Consider the following 17,382-nt stretch of genomic DNA (forward strand, 5'->3'; position numbering starts at 1 on the left):
CCCCGTGTAGATGTTTTTGTGGTGATTACATTCTAACACGAGAATAGTCCCTATGGATTTTTTATTTACTGTTCAATTTGATTATACAATTAACCTTATATATTTAATTTATATCAAATTCACCAAATCAATCCCAACCATTTCCAATAAGTAGCTGCCATTAATAATATCAACAAATATGCCACTATTGTTATTGGAATACCAGTGCGAATAAAATCACGGGCAGTAACTGTATCTGTACTAAATACCACAAGGTTTTGCGGTGCATTAACCGGTAATATAAAGCCAAAACAAATTACATATTGCAATATCATCGTCATGCCAATGATATTAACAGAATGATGTTGATTTACCCCCTGTAGTATGGAAATCATTATCGGTATCATCGCTGCTGACAATGCCGTCGCACTAGCAAAGCCCAGGTGTATAACGATTAAGAACAAACTTAATACTGCCAATATGCCAAAAGCCGTCATCGTATATAAATCAAATTTATTTACGATAGTCTGTGCTATCCAGTGTGCCGCCTTCGTTGATAATATTGTTGACCCTAAGCTGATACCTGTGCCGAAAAGCATCAATGTACCCCAGCTGATGCGATTTTGTACATACTTCCAGTCCATTATACCAATTTTAGGCAACAGCATAATAGTAACCGCCAAAATAGTTATTGTTGTTGTATCCAACGGATGAACAATTTTTTCCGTTGCCCATAAAAAAAGCATGCCAAGTGAAATAATCATTAATTTTTTTTCATCGCGCGACATTGGCCCTAATTTCTGCAAAGCTTTAGCTACTGCTTCCTTACCACCGACAATTTCTTTTGTTTCAGGCGGTATAAGTTTTAATAAGATAAAATACAATGCGACTGACATAATTGCCGCAAATGGTGCCGCAGCAATAAACCATTCACCCCAGCTTATATAATAGCCTAATTGTTTTTCAATAAAATTAAGTGCTATCATATTTTGCGCAGCTGCCGTCTTTATCCCTACATTCCAAATGCTATCCGCCTGAGCCACGGCAATCATCATAACTGCCGCAAAACGGCTTTTCATCGATACCCCAAAAGAATTAATAATACCCAGAATTATCGGTACCATACAAGAAACACGGGCTGTTGTACTGGGCACAAAAAAGCTCAGTATAAATCCAACGGCAATCACCCCGATAAGTACACGATTTGTCTTGGTTCCTATTTTTGATAGTATCACCAATGCTATACGTTCATCAAGCCCCGTCTTTACCATTGCCACCGCAATAAACATTGCACCGCCCACCAAGGTCACTGCGCTGGTACTAAAACCCGACAAACCATATTTTAGGGCATGTGACGTTCCCAATAATTTAGCTGGACTAGCTGGATCAGGTGACATTCCCAGCAAAATCGTCATCAATAAAATAATAATAATAGAACTCACCGGATATGACACGGCTTCCGTCATCCAAATAATTACTGAAAATAATAAGATTCCTAACACCCGCTGACCAGCAATCGTCAATCCAGCCGGCGTCGGCAGGAATAATATAACCAATAATACTAATGCTCCTAAAATAAGACCATATTTTTTCCCCATACAGAGGCCTCCTTATTAAAAAAGACAGAAAAAGCCCCAAAACTTTTATGTTTTGGAGCTCCATTGCTCATAAGTATAATATTTTTACATTATTATAGTATAAAAAATAAACATTTTCAATACAGAATGTTTATTTTTTGCTGGCAGTTTTACTTAAGCATTAATTCATCGATAAAAACACTTCCTTTCTCAACTAAATTAAATACACCATTAGAAAAACACCATGATGACATCAAGCCTCTAATAAACGTTTCCAAATACAAAAAAACGTCCTCTTGTGTAAATTTTTTAAAATAGTTCCCTCTCTTTTTCAGTTCTTCTAATAAGTCATATAAAATTCGCGTAAAATCTTCCCGTCTTATAAAATGCCGGCTGTCACCAGCAGCGCATTCGGTAAAATTCATTGAAAATGCCCGACTGGTCATTTCCACTCCCATATTTTGGGCAAACTGCAGTTCTAATATTAAAAACATCTTTATCTTATCTAAAATAACAGCATTTTCGTTTTCAATACAATATTTATTATATGCTTCAATCATAAAGTCGCTCATATCATTATAGTAGCTTTCTTTCACTATATCCTCTTTGGACTTATAGTGAACATAAAAAGTTCCTTTTGCTACATTAGCCTGCTGACATATATCACTAATCGTAATATTTTCATAGCCAAATTTCTTTATCATTGCAACTGCTGTCGTAAAAATTTTTTTCTTAGTTAATTTTGCCTGTTCTATACGCTTCATCTATTTCATCCTCTTGACAAATTATGCCATTTATTTTAATATAATGACCAAAGTCACTGACTATAGTCATTATATTAAAATAAAGGAGTCTTGTAAATGTTTATTATTAATCTAACTTATAAAAAACCTCTAACGCGTATTGAAGAACTATTGCCTGAACATATAAAATTTCTCAATTATAATTATGATAAAAATACTTTTCTTTGTTCTGGTCGAAAAAATCTCCGCAATGGCGGTATAATTTTATGCAATGCTGCTGATATTACACAGGTAAATAACATTATTAAAAATGATCCTTTTTATCAAGATGACGCTGCCCAATATGACATTATTGAATTTGAACCTACTAAATACAGTACTGCTTTTGCCGCATGCCTTAATCCTGATAAATGATATTATTGCATCCTTATTTTATCTATGCTATTATAAGCGAGTAACAAGCATTGGCTGAACAGTATCTTATGAACTGTATCGCAATATGCCGTTTAACTATCATACGATTATAGCGCTTGGATCACTGTGACCGAGACGAATGCCATAGGATATCTGCGCACATTTTCTGTAGGTGCGCTTTTTTATTTGTCTTTTTGCCTTGTTGCCTATAAATAGCTGCCTCTATAAAGCCGCTATCAATAAAACTTTCACTATCTTAAGGAGAGATTTTAAATGATTTTATGTCGAACAATTCCCGAATTACAAAAACTGACGACCGAAGCACATGCAACAGGCCAATCGATTGGCCTTGTACCAACAATGGGTGCCCTGCACGAAGGCCATGCTTCTTTAATAAAAGCCTGTCATCAGGAAAACACTATTAGTATTGTCAGTATTTTTGTCAATCCGACACAATTTGGTCCCAATGAGGATTACGATAAATATCCCCGCAGTTTTGCTAAAGACTGCCAAACTGCTGAAAAAGCCGGTGCTGATATTATTTTTACCCCGGCAGCTGATGAACTTTATCCCAGCAAAGATATGACCTGGGTAGAAGTAACCGGAGATATCACTAAAGTATTGTGCGGCCGCACCCGACCAATACATTTTCGCGGTGTTACTACCATTATTACTAAATTATTTAATCTAATCCAACCTGATAAAGCCTATTTTGGTCAAAAAGATGCCCAGCAGGTCGAAGTTTTAAGAAAAATGGTATCCGATTTATTTATCCCTGTAGAGCTACGCATCATGCCAATTATACGTGAAAGTGACGGCCTAGCTAAAAGTTCCCGCAACGCTTATCTAACCCCTGCTGAAAAAACTGCTACCCTTATTTTATATAAAAGTCTGCAAAAAGCTAAAGCAATTTTTACTGCCGGTGAAAGAAATCCTGACAACATCTTAAAAACAGTACAACAAATAATTGAGTCTGAGCCACTTAGCAGCATTGATTACATCGAAATACATGGGCTGCCTGCCCTAACTCCACTTACTGATATTATTGATAAAACAGCTTTATTAGCTGTTGCCGTTAAATTTGGCAATACACGCTTAATTGATAATATCATTTTGGAGGTCTGAATATGTTATATAATATGTTTCATGGCAAAATACACCGTGCTACAGTTACCGAAGCAAATCTTGCTTATGTTGGCAGCATCACAATTGACAGCACCCTCATAAAAGCTGCCGGTATACTGCCCGGTGAACGTGTGCAGATTGTCAATAACAATAATGGTGCCCGTCTCGAAACCTATGTTATTGCCGGCAAGCCAAATAGTGGTATTATCTGCCTTAACGGTGCAGCCGCCCGTCAGGCTGCTGTTGGTGATACCATAATAATAATTGCCTACGCCATGATGAATGAGCAGGAAGCTACTTCCTGCGAACCAAAAATTGTCATTGTCGATGAAAACAATCGGCCTATCTGTATAAATAACAATGAACAGCCTTGTACAACTACCGAAATGGCTGTCAAATAAAAAAGCATCCTGCAAAAATAGCTGCCCATTCGATTATTTATCGAACGGACAGCTATTTTACTATAAAATCATATATGCTGCAAGAAATTTTCAATACGTTTTAAAGCAGCAGCAATTTTATCAATTGAGGTTGCATATGAACAGCGAATAAAGCCCTCTCCGCTGGCACCAAAAGCATTTCCCGGAATAACTGCTACATGCTCACGTTGCAATAATTGTTCCACAAACTCTTCTGATGATAAACCGGTGCTGCTAATTTTAGGAAATATATAAAAAGCACCTTTAGGCTCAAACGTTTCCAAGCCCATACGACAAAAACCTTCATATATAAGATGACGACGACGGTCATATTCCTGCACCATCTTTTTCATATTAACTTCACCATTTTGCAGTGCCTCAATCCCTGCCAATTGTGCAGTAATTGGTGCACAAAGCATTGTATACTGATGAATTTTGTTCATTGCTTCAATAAAGACTGGATTAGCCAAAGCATAACCTAATCGCCAGCCCGTCATAGCATAAGCCTTGGAAAATCCATTAAAAACAATCGTTCTGTCTTTCATATCCGGCAAAGTTGAAAAGCAAATATGCTCCAATCCGCCATACGTAAGATCGCCATAAATCTCATCGGACATAACTATTAAATCATGCTTTTTAGCAAAGGCCGCCAACCCTTCCATTTCTGTTTTAGTCAAAACCGTACCAGTAGGATTATTAGGATAACCTATAAGCAATACTTTGGTCTTGGGCGTAACATATTTTTCCAAGTCAGCTGCCGTTACACGAAATTCATTATCAATCCCTGTCGGTACCGGTACAGCTGTACCACCAGCTAAAATCACGCATGATTTATAGGAAACATAGCAAGGCTCTGGTATAAGCACCTCGTCACCTGGGTCTAAAACAGCCCGCATCGCCAAATCAACGGCCTCACTAACCCCAACTGTCACAATGATTTCTGTTTCTGGATCATATTCTATTTTGTATTCTCTTTTATATAAATTACTGATTTCCTGACGCAGAGGCAACATTCCCTTATTACTGGAATAAGATGTATAGCCTTTTTCCAAACCATAAACGCAGCTTTCTCTAATATGCCATGGTGTAACAAAATCCGGCTCACCGATACCAAGGGTTATTACATCCTCCATCTTAGCTGCGACATCAAAAAATCTTCTTATTCCTGATGGCGGCACTTGGTTTACTGTCTGCGATAATGTCTTTTGCCAATCTTTCATGGTGTCATCACCAGCCTGCGGTCATTTTCTTTATCATCCATAATCGTGCCATCTTTTTTATAAGCCTTAAGCATAAAATGGCTGCGTGTTGAAGTAACCCCTTCAATAGTTGATAAACGGCGGGCAACAAAGTCAGCAACTTTATTCAATGACTGCCCTTCAATTATTACCAATAAGTCAAAACTCCCCGACATAAGATATACCGATTTTACTTCATCAAAACGATATATTCTTTCCGCAATAGCATCAAACCCCACTTCTCTTTGCGGCGCCACATTAACTTCAATAACTGAGGTCACCGTATGTTCTCCAGCTTTTTCCCAGTCAATCAAAGTATTGTAATTCATAATTATTTTATCCTGCTCTAATCTTTTCATGGCTTCTTCTATTTCATACTCTGATTTATTAAGCATCGCCGCCAATTCTTTAATCGAGCGACGGGCATCATGTTCTAAAAGTTCCAGTAATTCTTTCATAATAAATCCTCCTCATAAATACCAATTCTTAGCAGCTGGCTGTACACACCACCCTACTAAGACCACCATAAATATTTTATGGTTTTCCCTTAAAAAAATATAAAAAAAAGCCCCGTCCGAAAAGGACGAGACATTATTCCCGTGGTACCACCTTAGTTAGCAAAAAGCTCACTTTGTATCCGTTAACGCCAGATAAAACGACCAATTTTTATGGCAGCTCGCAAGTAGCCTTCTGATACATATGCTTTAACGGCTCACACCACCCGCCGCTTCTCTGAAAAACAGATATATCATACTCATTTGCTCATCGCTTACTTCTTTATGTGCTAACTATCATAGCATATTTAAAACTAGTTTTGCAAGCTATTTTTATGCTATTTTACATTTTTATTCAATTGGCAGGTTTTAATATATACTACTTTATTCCCGTAGTATTGCACCTGTAATTTTTTTATACTTTTTGCCAGGATTTTTTTTTAAAAACCTCTTTTTTTTATTTGTTAACACTATTTTACTTTCTTTATTTTTCAAAAAACATTCTATTTTTTTATATTTTCATTTTACCGGCAAAGAATAGACAATAGCTTATTTCTAATGTAAAATGTTAGTGTATAAGCTAATTGTTAGTTATTTTTCCAACAATGCTTATGTCATCTTTGTAGTTACTTTATTATGGAGGCTGGATAATGTCAGTTAAGAGAATTTATGTTGAAAAACGTCCTGGATCCTTTGATATTCCGGCACAAAAACTTTGTGCCGACCTCAAAAGCATGTTTAATGTAACCGATTTACGAATTGCCCGTGTCTTTCGTCGCTATGATATAGAAGGCATGACCAATGAAGAATTCACTAAAGCTAAAAATGTAGTTTTTGCTGAACCACCTGTCGATATCATTTATGATGAAGAATTGCCGCAAATGAAAAATGCCCGCACATTTGCTGTAGAATTTTTACCCGGACAATTTGACCAAACCGCAGATTCAGCCGCACAATGTGTCCAGCTAATAACACAAAAAGAACGTCCCCTTATCCGAACTGCAAAAATAATTGCCCTTATCGGCAATATAGATGATACATCTTTTTCGCAAATAAAAAAATATTGTATAAACGAAGTTGAAAGTCGTGAAGCTTCAATGGATAAACCTGAAACATTAGCTATGCAAGTTAACCAACCAGCCGATGTTGCTAACCTTGAAAATTTTATTAGCATGGCTGACAATGAATTACAGTTACTTCATGACAAATTAGGCCTAGCAATGAGTTATGAGGATTTTTTATTTTGCCGTAAATATTTTAAAGAAGAAGAACACCGCAATCCTACAATAACAGAAATTCGCGTTATCGATACATATTGGTCTGACCATTGCCGCCACACGACCTTTACAACAGCTATTGATAATGTCTCTATAGAAAATGGTACTTACAGCAAAAGCCTGCAAGAAGCATTTGAGCTATACAAACACTATCGTGACAGTATTTATGCCCAGGAACGCCCAATGACTTTAATGGACATTGCTGTAATCGGCATGAAAGTGTTGAAAAAAAGCGGCAAATTAGATGATCTTGATGTTTCTGAAGAAATAAATGCCTGCAGTATAGTTGTACCAGCTATGGTTAACGGTAAAAAAGAAAATTGGCTTGTTATGTTTAAAAATGAAACACATAACCATCCTACAGAAATTGAACCTTTTGGCGGTGCTGCTACATGTCTTGGCGGTGCTATCCGTGACCCATTATCAGGGCGCTCTTATGTATATCAAGCCATGCGTGTTACTGGTGCCGCTGACCCGCGCCGCAGCCTCAGTGAAACAATTGACGGCAAACTGCCGCAACGGAAAATCACCCGTGATGCCGCTCATGGTTATAGTTCCTATGGCAACCAGATAGGTCTTGCTACCGGCCAGGTTCATGAAGTCTATCATGAAGGCTTCTTAGCCAAACGTCTTGAAGTAGGTGCTGTAATCGGTGCCGCTCCACAGGAAAATGTGGTACGCGAAGTTCCACAAACAGATGATGTAATTATCCTTGTAGGTGGACGTACTGGTCGCGACGGTATCGGCGGTGCTACCGGCTCCTCCAAAGAACACACTGTTGAATCATTAGAATCCTGCGGTGCTGAAGTTCAAAAAGGTAATGCTCCTACCGAGCGTAAATTACAGCGTTTATTCCGCAATAAAAATGTCAGCCTGCTTATCAAACGCTGCAATGACTTTGGTGCTGGTGGTGTTGCTGTTGCTATTGGCGAACTTGCCGATGGCCTTCATATTAATTTAGATAAAATAAAGAAAAAATATGATGGTCTTGACGGTACTGAATTAGCTATTTCAGAATCTCAAGAACGCATGGCTGTAGTTGTTGATAAAGAAAATGCCCAAAAGTTCATTGATTATGCCGCTGCCGAAAATCTCGAAGCAACCATCGTTGCTACTGTAACCGACAATAATCGCTTACAAATGGTATGGCGTGATAAAACTATTGTTGATATAAACCGTTCCTTCTTGCAAACAAACGGGGTGCAGCAGCATATTGATGTAAAACTAAGTACTCCTAATAAGGATAATACCTATTTTTCCCAGCTGCCAGAAATCACTGCTGATCATGATGCTTTCACTAGTCTTTGGCTGAAAAACCTACAGGATTTAAACGTCTGCAATCAACAGGGCCTTAGTGAGCGTTTTGATTCAACGATCGGTGCTGGTTCTATATTAATGCCATTTGGTGGCTATACCCAGCGCACTCCAGCTGAAGGTATGGCTGCAAAACTTCCGGTCATCGGTGGTGATACCGATACAGCTACCCTTATGTCCTTTGGCTTTGATCCATACTTAATGAGTTGGAGTCCATATCATGGTGCTGTTTATTCTGTAGTAGCAGCTCTTGCCAAGATAGCTGCTATGGGCGGCGATTATACACGTGTCCGCTTAACTTTCCAGGAATATTTCGAAAGTCTTGGCAAAGATCCTGAAAAATGGGGTAAACCATTTGCAGCACTCTTAGGTGCTTTAAAAGCTCAGCATGAATTTGGTACAGCTGCCATTGGTGGCAAAGATTCCATGTCTGGTACCTTTATGGATATGACTGTTCCACCATCTCTTATCGCATTTGCAGTCTGCCCCATCCTTGCTGACAAAGTTATCTCCTCAGAATTTAAGATGGGAGGCAATCTTGTCTATGTATTGCCTGTTCATCGTGATGAAGAAGACATTCCTTTATTTGACAAACTAAAACAAAATTTTGCTTCAATTCATGCTCTTGCTAACGACAGAAAAATATATTCTGCTATGAGCGTTGGCAAAGGTGGTGTTGCCGCAGCGATAAGTAAAATGTGTTTAGGTGAAAATCTCGGCTTTAAATTTAATGATAATATAACTTATGACAACCACAAGCTATTTGGCAGCAATTACGGCAGTATTCTTATTGAAGTTGCCAAGGAAGCTCAACTCGATGATTTAAAGAAAACTGGCGCAATTTTATTAGGTCATGTATCCAGCTCCCCTAATATTGTTTTTGATAACATCACAATATCACTAAATGATATTGATAAATCCTTTAATTCTCCTTTGGAAAAAATATTTCCAACTGCAATAAAAGCAACAAAAACACATGATAAAAGCCCTGTATTACCTGAAGAATCCAGTGTTGGCTTTGAAGTAGAAAAAATGTTTTCTACCACAAGCGCTAATATCGCACTGCACAGTCATAATGCTTTTGCTAAAGTCATTGACATGCCTTATAATGCTAAGAAAACTATCAGACGTGCTATTGCTATTGCCCGCCCTAAAGTCTTTATACCAGTATTTCCTGGCACAAATTGTGAATACGACACACAAGCAGCTTTTGAACGTGCCGGCGCCGATGTTAATATTTTAGTCATTAAAAATTTAACACCAGCTGCAGTAGAAGAATCAGTAGCTGCAATTGCTAAAGCTATTCGTTCCAGTCAGATCGTAATGCTGCCAGGCGGTTTTTCCGGTGGTGACGAACCGGATGGCAGCGGTAAATTTATTGCTGCTACCTTTAGAAACCCACAAATTACTGATGCTATCCAAAAACTGCTGTATCAGCGCGATGGTCTGATGCTCGGTATCTGCAACGGTTTCCAGGCACTTATAAAATTAGGGCTCTTGCCTTATGGTGAAATCCGCAACCTTGATATAGACGCGCCAACACTTACCTATAATGAAATTGGCCGCCATGTATCACGCATGGTTCAGACAAAAGTTGTTTCCAATTTGTCCCCATGGCTGCAAAAGACTAATCTCAATGATATGCATACTGTTGCTGTATCGCATGGCGAAGGACGCTTCTATGCTTCACCAGAAGTGATCAGCAAATTGCGTAAAAACGGCCAAATTGCCACCCAGTATGTTGATTTTCAAGGAACTCCATCTATGGATATAAAATTCAATCCTAACGGTTCTATCAATGCCATCGAAGGCATTACGAGTCCTGATGGACGTGTCTTTGGTAAAATGGGGCATTCCGAACGTATAACAGAAGACTTAGCCATAAATATACCTGGTGAAAAAAACCAATTGATATTTGAATCTGGCGTAGCCTATTATAAATAAATTACTAAGAAATAAAAAAACAGCAAGTAGGCAATAATTGTCTACTTGCTGTTTTTTTATTTTTTACATTTGCAAATCATAATTTTTTAATAAATATTCTCTTTGTGCATTCAAATGCAAAATCATGCCATTTTTAGCTCCTACACTATCTCCAACAGATATTGCTCTAGCAATTTGTCTATGTGCAACAATCGTTTCTTGACATAATGAATTATCCGTAATAAAAATATTTTTCTTTATAGATGCATGTATTATCTGTGTTATTTTATGGATAATTTTATTGCCGCTGGCACTTGCAATTGATGTATGAAAAAGATTATCTTCTTCATCATAATCTTTTCCCTCTTTTATTAATTCCTCCACCGTAACACATAAATCATTTATTTGTTTTATATTTTTTAAATTAGCTTTTTGCGCTGCTATCAATGCTATTTCTGGTTCTAAAATAAGGCGTACAGTAAGCATATCAAACGTAGTTGATATATCATTACCTAAAGGACCTAATCCTAAAGGATCAACTCCAATCCCTCGTTTTTCAGAAACAAATGTACCCGCGCCTTGTCTTATAACTAAAATATTTTGTGTTGATAATGATTTTAACGCTTCCCTAACAGTACTATTACCAACCTTAAATCTAGCAGCTATTTCTGTAACTGTTGGCAGTTTATCCCCTGGCTGCATATTCCTATTTTTTAACATATCTACTATATTATTGATTGTCACATTAACTAATGAAGTTCCCATTTTACCATCCAATTTACATTTATCTAAATATTTTATTCAAATGAGCCATGCTACTAAAGGCATCGCAAAAGCTGTTCCAAATTTACTACCACTATCAAATAAAGCCGTTATCTTACCTCTTTCATGATCTGGAAACCATTTTGCTACAATCCTCGCATTACAAGGATATACACCAGCCCCCCATAAATATTCTAGCTCCAATAAAACCATTTACTGACCTACATCCAGCAGTTGCAGCTGTTGCTAAAGACCACCATACAACTGCTATTGCCATTATTATTTTTTGCCAAAATTTATCTCCTATCCATCCAGCAGGAATTTGCATTAAAGCATAACTAAAAAAGAACATCGACATTATATATCCCATTTCTGCGAATTAATATTTAGCTCTCTCATTATTTCTGGTGCTGCTAACATAACAGTTCTATCTAAATAATTAACAACAATTGCTGTCAACATAAGAACCGCAATTATACACGACAAACGCATGGAATTAAATTCAAACAAATAAATGGCAAATAATAAATTTTTTAATTGAACTTAAATCTGCATAATTTTTTCGATATATTTTTCAGTGCTTAAGCTAATCATAAGGCCGGATGTTTACTTGAACATATTTATTTTTTATTCATGCGTTTGTCGTGCCAGTGAACCCATGTCTCTTGACAACAAATATTTTCCTTAGACAACTATATCGCAACACCACATATGGCATGGTATTCAGAAGAGGCTGCTAAGGAGCTGAATCGCAAGGTTGCAGAAGAAACCGTTCGTTTTTTTGCCAATAAACCACTTCATTACAAAGTCAATACTCTTTAAATAAAAAGGCTGATGCACATTATTAAATCTGTGCACCAGCCTTTTTATATTCCCATCTCGATATTGCGAATTAAATCTGTTAAATTTTTCAAGCCTTCTTGTGTCATTGTCCCTATCTCATTTAATTCTTTTATCGACTGTGATGATGTTTTAATGTGTTTCATGCTTTCATCCAGATTTTCATTCAACGTTACAGCCTGTTTAGTGAAGTCTTCCTGAAATTCTCTTATACCTTTTTCAAAAGTCTTATTTTCTTTGATAATATCATCTATGTCTTTTACATCTTTGAGCAATACATTGATAGCTTCATTTGATGTCTGCAGACTCGCTTGCGTATTTTCAGATAATTTTCTTACCTCTTGAGCTACAACCGAAAAACCTCTGCCAGCCTCTCCAGCTCTAGCTGCCTCTATAGCTGCATTCAATGCCAGCAAATTAATTTCAGAAGAAATATCTGTTATCATATTCATAACAGCATCAATTTTTTTCGTACTGTCATTAAGCATATCTAATTTAGGTGTAATTGTATTACTCCTCTGCATTAATTCATCAAACAAACCACTTTGTTCTTTTATTTTTCCAGATAATTCCTGCATAAAAGATTGTATATTACGTGAATCATCAGATAGTTTAGTAATAACTTCTATGATATCAGGCAGTTTCCCCTGTAAATGTTTAAACATTCCTATTATTTCATTTTTAAGATTTTCGCTTTGCTGTTGTCTTTCAATAATTCTAGCCAAGAAAAATCTTTGACATGCCGCATAAATCACAGGAAATGAATCAATATATTCATCTTCAAAATCACGCTCATCAGTTATATCATAAAAAAAGATCGCCGTTAAAGTTTCATTTACATGAAGTCCGCTTATTTCCCCAAAACTGGAAAATCCTGCAATAGCATCAGCATTAATATTCCCAACTTTATTTATTTCATGAGTATAGCACAAACGTCTTAAAATACAGTCATTAAAAACAGCGCCAATTGGTTTAGGCTTATTTGCAAAATACCTCTCTAGGTCATTATAAAATGTTTCCAATAAAGAAGTTCTTTTCAATAAATACAGTTTTTCTCCTGAAAATATATCGCAAAAAAATTTAATATGATTATTATTTTCATCTATCGATGCCACAGATCTTATATAGTTTTCTCCCTGTACATCTATCGCAAATGTATATTCGTGCATCTTCTCATTAAGCTCAGCAACTGTCCGGCAATTAAATTTACTCTTTAAAATATCTATAAAAGATCCTGACTGTTGTGTTTTTTCATCTACAACTGTTTCAATATAGCGTAATGCAGTATTCGTTGCAACAGCTGTATACTCATCACCAGTTCTCTCACCCGACTGAGTCTTAAAAATACTATAACGATAATTTTTATTTAGTTTAATAAAAGTAACTACTGCGTGATGTTCCAAAACATTATTGTTATCGTATATATACGTATGCTGAAAATCAAGTTTGCCCCCGGCACTGCCCCCAACAAAAGGGCACGGGAACTCTTTTTCTCTATATAAAGCCTGTACAACAAAAGTTTCGCAGTTTGACAGTCCATCAACATATATCAATGCAAAAGTATCTTTAACATTTATAGTAAATGGCACCTTATGTTTTCTCATTTCATGCTGCAGCGCTGATACCCGTTCTTCTACTGTCAGTTTAATATTCCCACTGCTTAAGTCCTTATCCGGCAACGGTATGCTCATCATATATATATCTTTAATTACTTTTCTTGAATAAACCTGCAATAATATTTTATGCCTGTTTTCATCCGCACTACAATATATACTATTATTATCAGGTATAGAAGCAAGTTCCCCAGCAGTTGAGACCATCAACAATTTAGTTTCTTTCGATAATATTGCTTTTATCTTAGAAGCTATTGTATCCATTTGATTGTCTGCTGAAATAAACCCAATAATCAATGCTGGTCCTTCTTCAACATCTAAAAATATTTTCATTTTATCCATACTAATTTGATTAGCATCAATGTAAATTGTATCAATAAGTTTTTTTCTCGATTCATTTACGGAAAGTTCAGCTTCAAAGGGATCATTATCTTGTAAATCCGCTACATTAGCTGATTTAAAATATTTTTTCAACATAACCTAGCCTCCTAGCAATATATTATCTATAATATTATTTCCCATTAATAAATAAATTCCTGCTAAAAAACAAAAACCCTGTATTTTATTAACAATAAAATACAGGGTTTGAGATTATTTGACAATAGAAACCGGTACTTTTGCATTCTCAACTACATATTGACTAACGCTTCCTAAAAGGACGCCTTTCACAACACCAAGGCCGCGACTACCCATTACAATCATATCATTCTTGTTGTCTTCAGCAAATTCCAAAATCGTTACTGCCGGGGAACCTGTTTCTGAAAATGCTTCTGATTCAACATCCTGCGGTACTTTAGCCAGTGCCCCATCCAAAACAGCATCACCTGCTTTGGTAACAGCATCTAATATTGCATCCGATAAGCATGCATTAATAGCCAACTGATTAATATTGGCGACGTATAAAAAATCCAATTTAGCCTTATAAATCTGTGCTAAATTTATAGCAAAATCTACCGCTCTATCAGAACCCTCCGAACCATCTACTGGAACAAGAATAGTTTTTATATCATTCATATTAACCCCTCCATCGCTATTATAGAACTTGATTTAATTATAATGCAATTCATACTATTTGTCCATTACGTACAGCAATTATCAACATATTATCCAGCTTATATCATATTATAAAAAACTGCTAAACACTAAAAGAGTATTATCTCCCTTTTTTGCGTTTAGCAGTAAAAAATTCATGTAAAAGCATTTTGCATTCATCTTCTAAAACTCCTGCCCGGACTTCAATTCTATGATTTAATGCCGGATGTGTCGGTATAGCAAACAAAGACTCCATTGCACCCATGCGAGTATCCAGGGCTCCATATACTACACGCCTTATCCGGCTTAAAAGTATCGCTCCAGCGCACATAGGGCATGGCTCCAATGTTACATACAAAGTAAGATCCGTAAGCCGCCATCGCTGCAGTTTAGCAGCAGCTCTTCTCATTACCAAAATTTCCGCATGTGCTGTCGCATCACGTCTTTGTTCCTGCTCATTATGGGCAAAGGCTATTATTTCGCCTCTTTCATCAACAAGCACTGCACCAACCGGTACTTCATTTTTATTTTGAGCTTGCTTAGCCTGCAGCAATGCCTGCCGCATCATTTTTTCATCTAGAGAAATTCGAGACATGTATCTCCACCTTATAAGGAGCAGTATTAATTTTATCCTCTGCCTTATTTTTTTCCATTGCTTTATTCAGCATTTTTTTAAATGGCACTTGATTTTTTTTCTTTTCTTTCTCGGAGTCATCAAATCGGTTGTCTACCGGCTTATAGTTATACCTTATTATAACATTGCCAGCCCTAGCTATTTTTTCAACACGCGGTACCATACAAATTCCTCCTTTATAAATTCCTTTTTATAAAGCATTCACACAGGATAGTTTATTGCAGCCCTCTTGGCTGCCCTTTATGAATATAAAACTATCCCTATATATATTATATCGTACAATGTGTAATTTTGTTAAGTATTTTTCTGAATATTTTTTATTTACAACGATTCTCACAAAATAGTTTCATCGTAATTTTTACCAATGATATTTTTCACCACGATTTATTTTAAACGCACGATATATTTGTTCTACCAACAATAGTTTAACCATCTGATGCGTAAAAGTCATGCGGGAAAAGCTGATTTTCATATCAGCTTTTTCCCGTAATTCCGCAGAAAGGCCAAATGCCCCGCCAATTATAAAGCTAAGATTACTTTTGCCATTCAATCCCAAATCACTGATTTTTACCGCCAATTCTTCCGATGAAATCTGTTTGCCATAAACATCAAGGACAAATAAAAAATCATTGGCGGGAACTCGCTTTAACAACCGTTGTCCTTCAGCCAGCAATATTTTTTCTTTTTCGGCCAACGATGGTGCATCTGGCATTTTTTCTTCATTAAGTTCAATGATATCAAGCTGCGTAAAAGGCCGCAGCCGCTTGGAAAATTCTGCTATGCCTTCACGCAGATAAGACTCTTTTAGCTTTCCTGCACTTATTATTGTTATTTTCATTAATTTTTCGCCGGCATTTCCTGCAATTTGGCAGATACCGTCGTTTCCTGTCCATCTCTAATTATTACCACAGAAACCGTATCAGAAATATTGTGTTTAGCAACAGCGTCCCGCAAATCAGCTACAGTATTAATTTCTTTATTATCTACTTTTGTGATTATGTCGCCACGCCGCAGTCCTGCCTGTGCCGCCGGTCCATCGGCTTCAACCTGTACTACATATACACCTTTATCAATATTAAGCAAATAGCCATTTTTAGCTGCTGTATTTTTATCAAATACACCTACCCCTAAATACGGTCTGGCCACATGTCCCTGTTCAATAATTTGTTTTATTATTGGCTGCACTGTATTTATCGGAATAGCAAATCCCATTCCTTCCACACCCGTTGCAGCCAGCTTAGCACTATTTATCCCAATAACAAAACCATCAGTATTGACAAGCGCGCCACCGGAATTACCTGGATTTATAGCAGCATCCGTCTGCAATAATTTGACTCGGCCCTCACCTATATCCAATGTACGATTTAGAGCACTTATAACACCCGCAGTAACACTGCCTTGAAATTCCAATCCCATCGGATTACCAATAGCTATCGCTGGTTCGCCTACTAAAATATCATCAGAATTGCCAAATTTAGCTACTGGCAAATCCTTGGCATCAACTTTTACAACGGCTATATCTGTCACCGGATCTGTTCCAACCAGCTTTCCTGGCAGGCTTCGTCCATCGGCAAGTGATACAGTAATTTCCTTGGCGCCAGCAATAACATGATTATTGGTCACGATATAGCCGTCACTTCTAAAAATAACACCTGAACCAACGCCTTGCTTTACTTCCACCTGATTGTTAAACCAATCACGTGCTACAGCTTTATTAGTTATTCCCACCACAGCAGGACCTACAGCCTTAGCAGCTCTAACCACAGGTGTATTACGGGCATCCGACACCGGACCTTTTGGCGGTGTAGCCTGAACAACTTTATCGGTATTCGGGGAATTTTTTAATGCACCTTTATTACTATCACTTGCCCCCAAAGAGCATCCTGCCACCACTATTGTAATGATCACTAACGCTCCTGCCAGAAATGATAATGTCTGGGAAAAATATTTTTTTTCTTTTAATTTTTTTAACATATATTTCGTCCCCCTCATTAAAAT

Annotated in this window: 15 protein-coding genes, 1 pseudogene and 1 other annotated feature; of the genes and pseudogenes, 4 read left to right on the forward strand and 12 right to left on the reverse strand. The window is 37.0% G+C overall.

Going from position 1 to position 17,382, the window contains the following annotated elements:
* Positions 1-119: 119 nt before the first annotated feature.
* Positions 120-1,577: a DASS family sodium-coupled anion symporter gene (locus HNR32_RS09255; RefSeq protein WP_183861941.1), complete on the reverse strand. Its 1,458-nt coding sequence runs from the start codon at positions 1,575-1,577 to the stop codon at positions 120-122.
* 149 nt (positions 1,578-1,726) lie between these two features.
* Complete coding sequence (locus HNR32_RS09260; protein ID WP_183861943.1) at positions 1,727-2,320, reverse strand: TetR/AcrR family transcriptional regulator; 594 nt, start codon at positions 2,318-2,320, stop codon at positions 1,727-1,729.
* Positions 2,321-2,416: 96 nt separating this feature from the next.
* Here HNR32_RS09260 and HNR32_RS09265 point away from each other — a divergent pair, with 96 nt between their 5' ends.
* From HNR32_RS09265 to panD, 3 genes are all read left to right on the forward strand, one after another.
* Positions 2,417-2,713 (forward strand): YciI family protein, encoded by a 297-nt coding sequence (locus HNR32_RS09265; RefSeq protein ID WP_183861945.1) that lies wholly within the window; start codon positions 2,417-2,419, stop codon positions 2,711-2,713.
* Between the two features lie 273 nt (positions 2,714-2,986).
* Positions 2,987-3,838 (forward strand): pantoate--beta-alanine ligase, encoded by an 852-nt coding sequence (panC, locus tag HNR32_RS09270; RefSeq protein ID WP_183861947.1) that lies wholly within the window; start codon positions 2,987-2,989, stop codon positions 3,836-3,838.
* A gap of 2 nt (positions 3,839-3,840) precedes the next feature.
* Complete coding sequence (panD, locus tag HNR32_RS09275; protein ID WP_183861949.1) at positions 3,841-4,239, forward strand: aspartate 1-decarboxylase; 399 nt, start codon at positions 3,841-3,843, stop codon at positions 4,237-4,239.
* A 68-nt stretch (positions 4,240-4,307) separates the two neighbouring features.
* On the opposite strand, the gene HNR32_RS09280 is transcribed toward panD, so the two are convergent.
* Together HNR32_RS09280 and HNR32_RS09285 are read right to left on the reverse strand one after the other, a co-directional pair.
* The gene (locus tag HNR32_RS09280; RefSeq protein ID WP_183861951.1) at positions 4,308-5,477 is read right to left on the reverse strand and encodes an aminotransferase class I/II-fold pyridoxal phosphate-dependent enzyme; all 1,170 of its coding nucleotides are present in this window, start codon (positions 5,475-5,477) and stop codon (positions 4,308-4,310) included.
* Positions 5,474-5,953: an Lrp/AsnC family transcriptional regulator gene (locus tag HNR32_RS09285; RefSeq protein ID WP_183861953.1), complete on the reverse strand. Its 480-nt coding sequence runs from the start codon at positions 5,951-5,953 to the stop codon at positions 5,474-5,476. Before HNR32_RS09285 ends, HNR32_RS09280 begins: the two co-directional genes overlap by 4 nt.
* A 118-nt stretch (positions 5,954-6,071) precedes the next feature.
* Positions 6,072-6,270 (reverse strand) — a binding site (T-box leader).
* A 369-nt stretch (positions 6,271-6,639) separates the two neighbouring features.
* Between HNR32_RS09285 and HNR32_RS09290 the strand changes: the two genes are divergently transcribed.
* A complete protein-coding gene (locus HNR32_RS09290) occupies positions 6,640-10,524 on the forward strand; it encodes a phosphoribosylformylglycinamidine synthase (RefSeq protein WP_183861955.1) in 3,885 nt (1,294 codons plus the stop codon).
* A 63-nt stretch (positions 10,525-10,587) separates the two neighbouring features.
* On the opposite strand, the gene HNR32_RS09295 is transcribed toward HNR32_RS09290, so the two are convergent.
* From HNR32_RS09295 to HNR32_RS09330, 8 genes and pseudogenes are all read right to left on the reverse strand, one after another.
* On the reverse strand, positions 10,588-11,268 hold the full coding sequence (locus HNR32_RS09295; RefSeq protein WP_183861957.1) for a FadR/GntR family transcriptional regulator: 681 nt from the start codon (positions 11,266-11,268) through the stop codon (positions 10,588-10,590).
* A gap of 36 nt (positions 11,269-11,304) precedes the next feature.
* Positions 11,305-11,635, reverse strand: a pseudogene (locus tag HNR32_RS14480) (MFS transporter).
* A gap of 496 nt (positions 11,636-12,131) precedes the next feature.
* Complete coding sequence (locus HNR32_RS09305; RefSeq protein WP_183861959.1) at positions 12,132-14,195, reverse strand: methyl-accepting chemotaxis protein; 2,064 nt, start codon at positions 14,193-14,195, stop codon at positions 12,132-12,134.
* Positions 14,196-14,309: 114 nt separating this feature from the next.
* On the reverse strand, positions 14,310-14,732 hold the full coding sequence (locus HNR32_RS09310; protein ID WP_183861961.1) for a universal stress protein: 423 nt from the start codon (positions 14,730-14,732) through the stop codon (positions 14,310-14,312).
* 139 nt (positions 14,733-14,871) lie between these two features.
* Positions 14,872-15,345 (reverse strand): tRNA adenosine(34) deaminase TadA, encoded by a 474-nt coding sequence (gene tadA / locus HNR32_RS09315; RefSeq protein WP_183861963.1) that lies wholly within the window; start codon positions 15,343-15,345, stop codon positions 14,872-14,874.
* Positions 15,323-15,547, reverse strand: coding sequence for a hypothetical protein (locus tag HNR32_RS09320; RefSeq protein ID WP_183861965.1), 225 nt, complete (start codon positions 15,545-15,547; stop codon positions 15,323-15,325). Before HNR32_RS09320 ends, tadA begins: the two co-directional genes overlap by 23 nt.
* Positions 15,548-15,742: 195 nt before the next feature.
* Positions 15,743-16,222, reverse strand: coding sequence for a 23S rRNA (pseudouridine(1915)-N(3))-methyltransferase RlmH (gene rlmH / locus HNR32_RS09325; RefSeq protein WP_183861967.1), 480 nt, complete (start codon positions 16,220-16,222; stop codon positions 15,743-15,745).
* Positions 16,222-17,358, reverse strand: a complete 1,137-nt coding sequence (locus HNR32_RS09330) for a S1C family serine protease (RefSeq protein ID WP_183861969.1) — start codon at positions 17,356-17,358, stop codon at positions 16,222-16,224. The genes rlmH and HNR32_RS09330 overlap by 1 nt, the downstream gene beginning before the upstream one ends.
* Positions 17,359-17,382: the final 24 nt, after the last annotated feature.

The sequence above is a fragment of the Pectinatus brassicae genome (assembly GCF_014201835.1).
In the GTDB taxonomy this organism is placed as follows: Bacteria; Bacillota; Negativicutes; order Selenomonadales; family Selenomonadaceae; genus Pectinatus; species Pectinatus brassicae.

What these genes read in the sequence shown, in the direction of transcription:
- HNR32_RS09255 (WP_183861941.1), bottom strand. Translation starts at nt 1,577, where the DNA reads ATGGGGAAAAAATATGGTCTTATTTTAGGAGCATTAGTATTATTGGTT.
- HNR32_RS09260 (WP_183861943.1), bottom strand. Translation starts at nt 2,320, where the DNA reads ATGAAGCGTATAGAACAGGCAAAATTAACTAAGAAAAAAATTTTTACG.
- HNR32_RS09265 (WP_183861945.1), top strand. Translation starts at nt 2,417, where the DNA reads ATGTTTATTATTAATCTAACTTATAAAAAACCTCTAACGCGTATTGAA.
- panC (WP_183861947.1), top strand. Translation starts at nt 2,987, where the DNA reads ATGATTTTATGTCGAACAATTCCCGAATTACAAAAACTGACGACCGAA.
- panD (WP_183861949.1), top strand. Translation starts at nt 3,841, where the DNA reads ATGTTATATAATATGTTTCATGGCAAAATACACCGTGCTACAGTTACC.
- HNR32_RS09280 (WP_183861951.1), bottom strand. Translation starts at nt 5,477, where the DNA reads ATGAAAGATTGGCAAAAGACATTATCGCAGACAGTAAACCAAGTGCCG.
- HNR32_RS09285 (WP_183861953.1), bottom strand. Translation starts at nt 5,953, where the DNA reads ATGAAAGAATTACTGGAACTTTTAGAACATGATGCCCGTCGCTCGATT.
- HNR32_RS09290 (WP_183861955.1), top strand. Translation starts at nt 6,640, where the DNA reads ATGTCAGTTAAGAGAATTTATGTTGAAAAACGTCCTGGATCCTTTGAT.
- HNR32_RS09295 (WP_183861957.1), bottom strand. Translation starts at nt 11,268, where the DNA reads ATGGGAACTTCATTAGTTAATGTGACAATCAATAATATAGTAGATATG.
- HNR32_RS09305 (WP_183861959.1), bottom strand. Translation starts at nt 14,195, where the DNA reads ATGTTGAAAAAATATTTTAAATCAGCTAATGTAGCGGATTTACAAGAT.
- HNR32_RS09310 (WP_183861961.1), bottom strand. Translation starts at nt 14,732, where the DNA reads ATGAATGATATAAAAACTATTCTTGTTCCAGTAGATGGTTCGGAGGGT.
- tadA (WP_183861963.1), bottom strand. Translation starts at nt 15,345, where the DNA reads ATGTCTCGAATTTCTCTAGATGAAAAAATGATGCGGCAGGCATTGCTG.
- HNR32_RS09320 (WP_183861965.1), bottom strand. Translation starts at nt 15,547, where the DNA reads ATGGTACCGCGTGTTGAAAAAATAGCTAGGGCTGGCAATGTTATAATA.
- rlmH (WP_183861967.1), bottom strand. Translation starts at nt 16,222, where the DNA reads ATGAAAATAACAATAATAAGTGCAGGAAAGCTAAAAGAGTCTTATCTG.
- HNR32_RS09330 (WP_183861969.1), bottom strand. Translation starts at nt 17,358, where the DNA reads ATGTTAAAAAAATTAAAAGAAAAAAAATATTTTTCCCAGACATTATCA.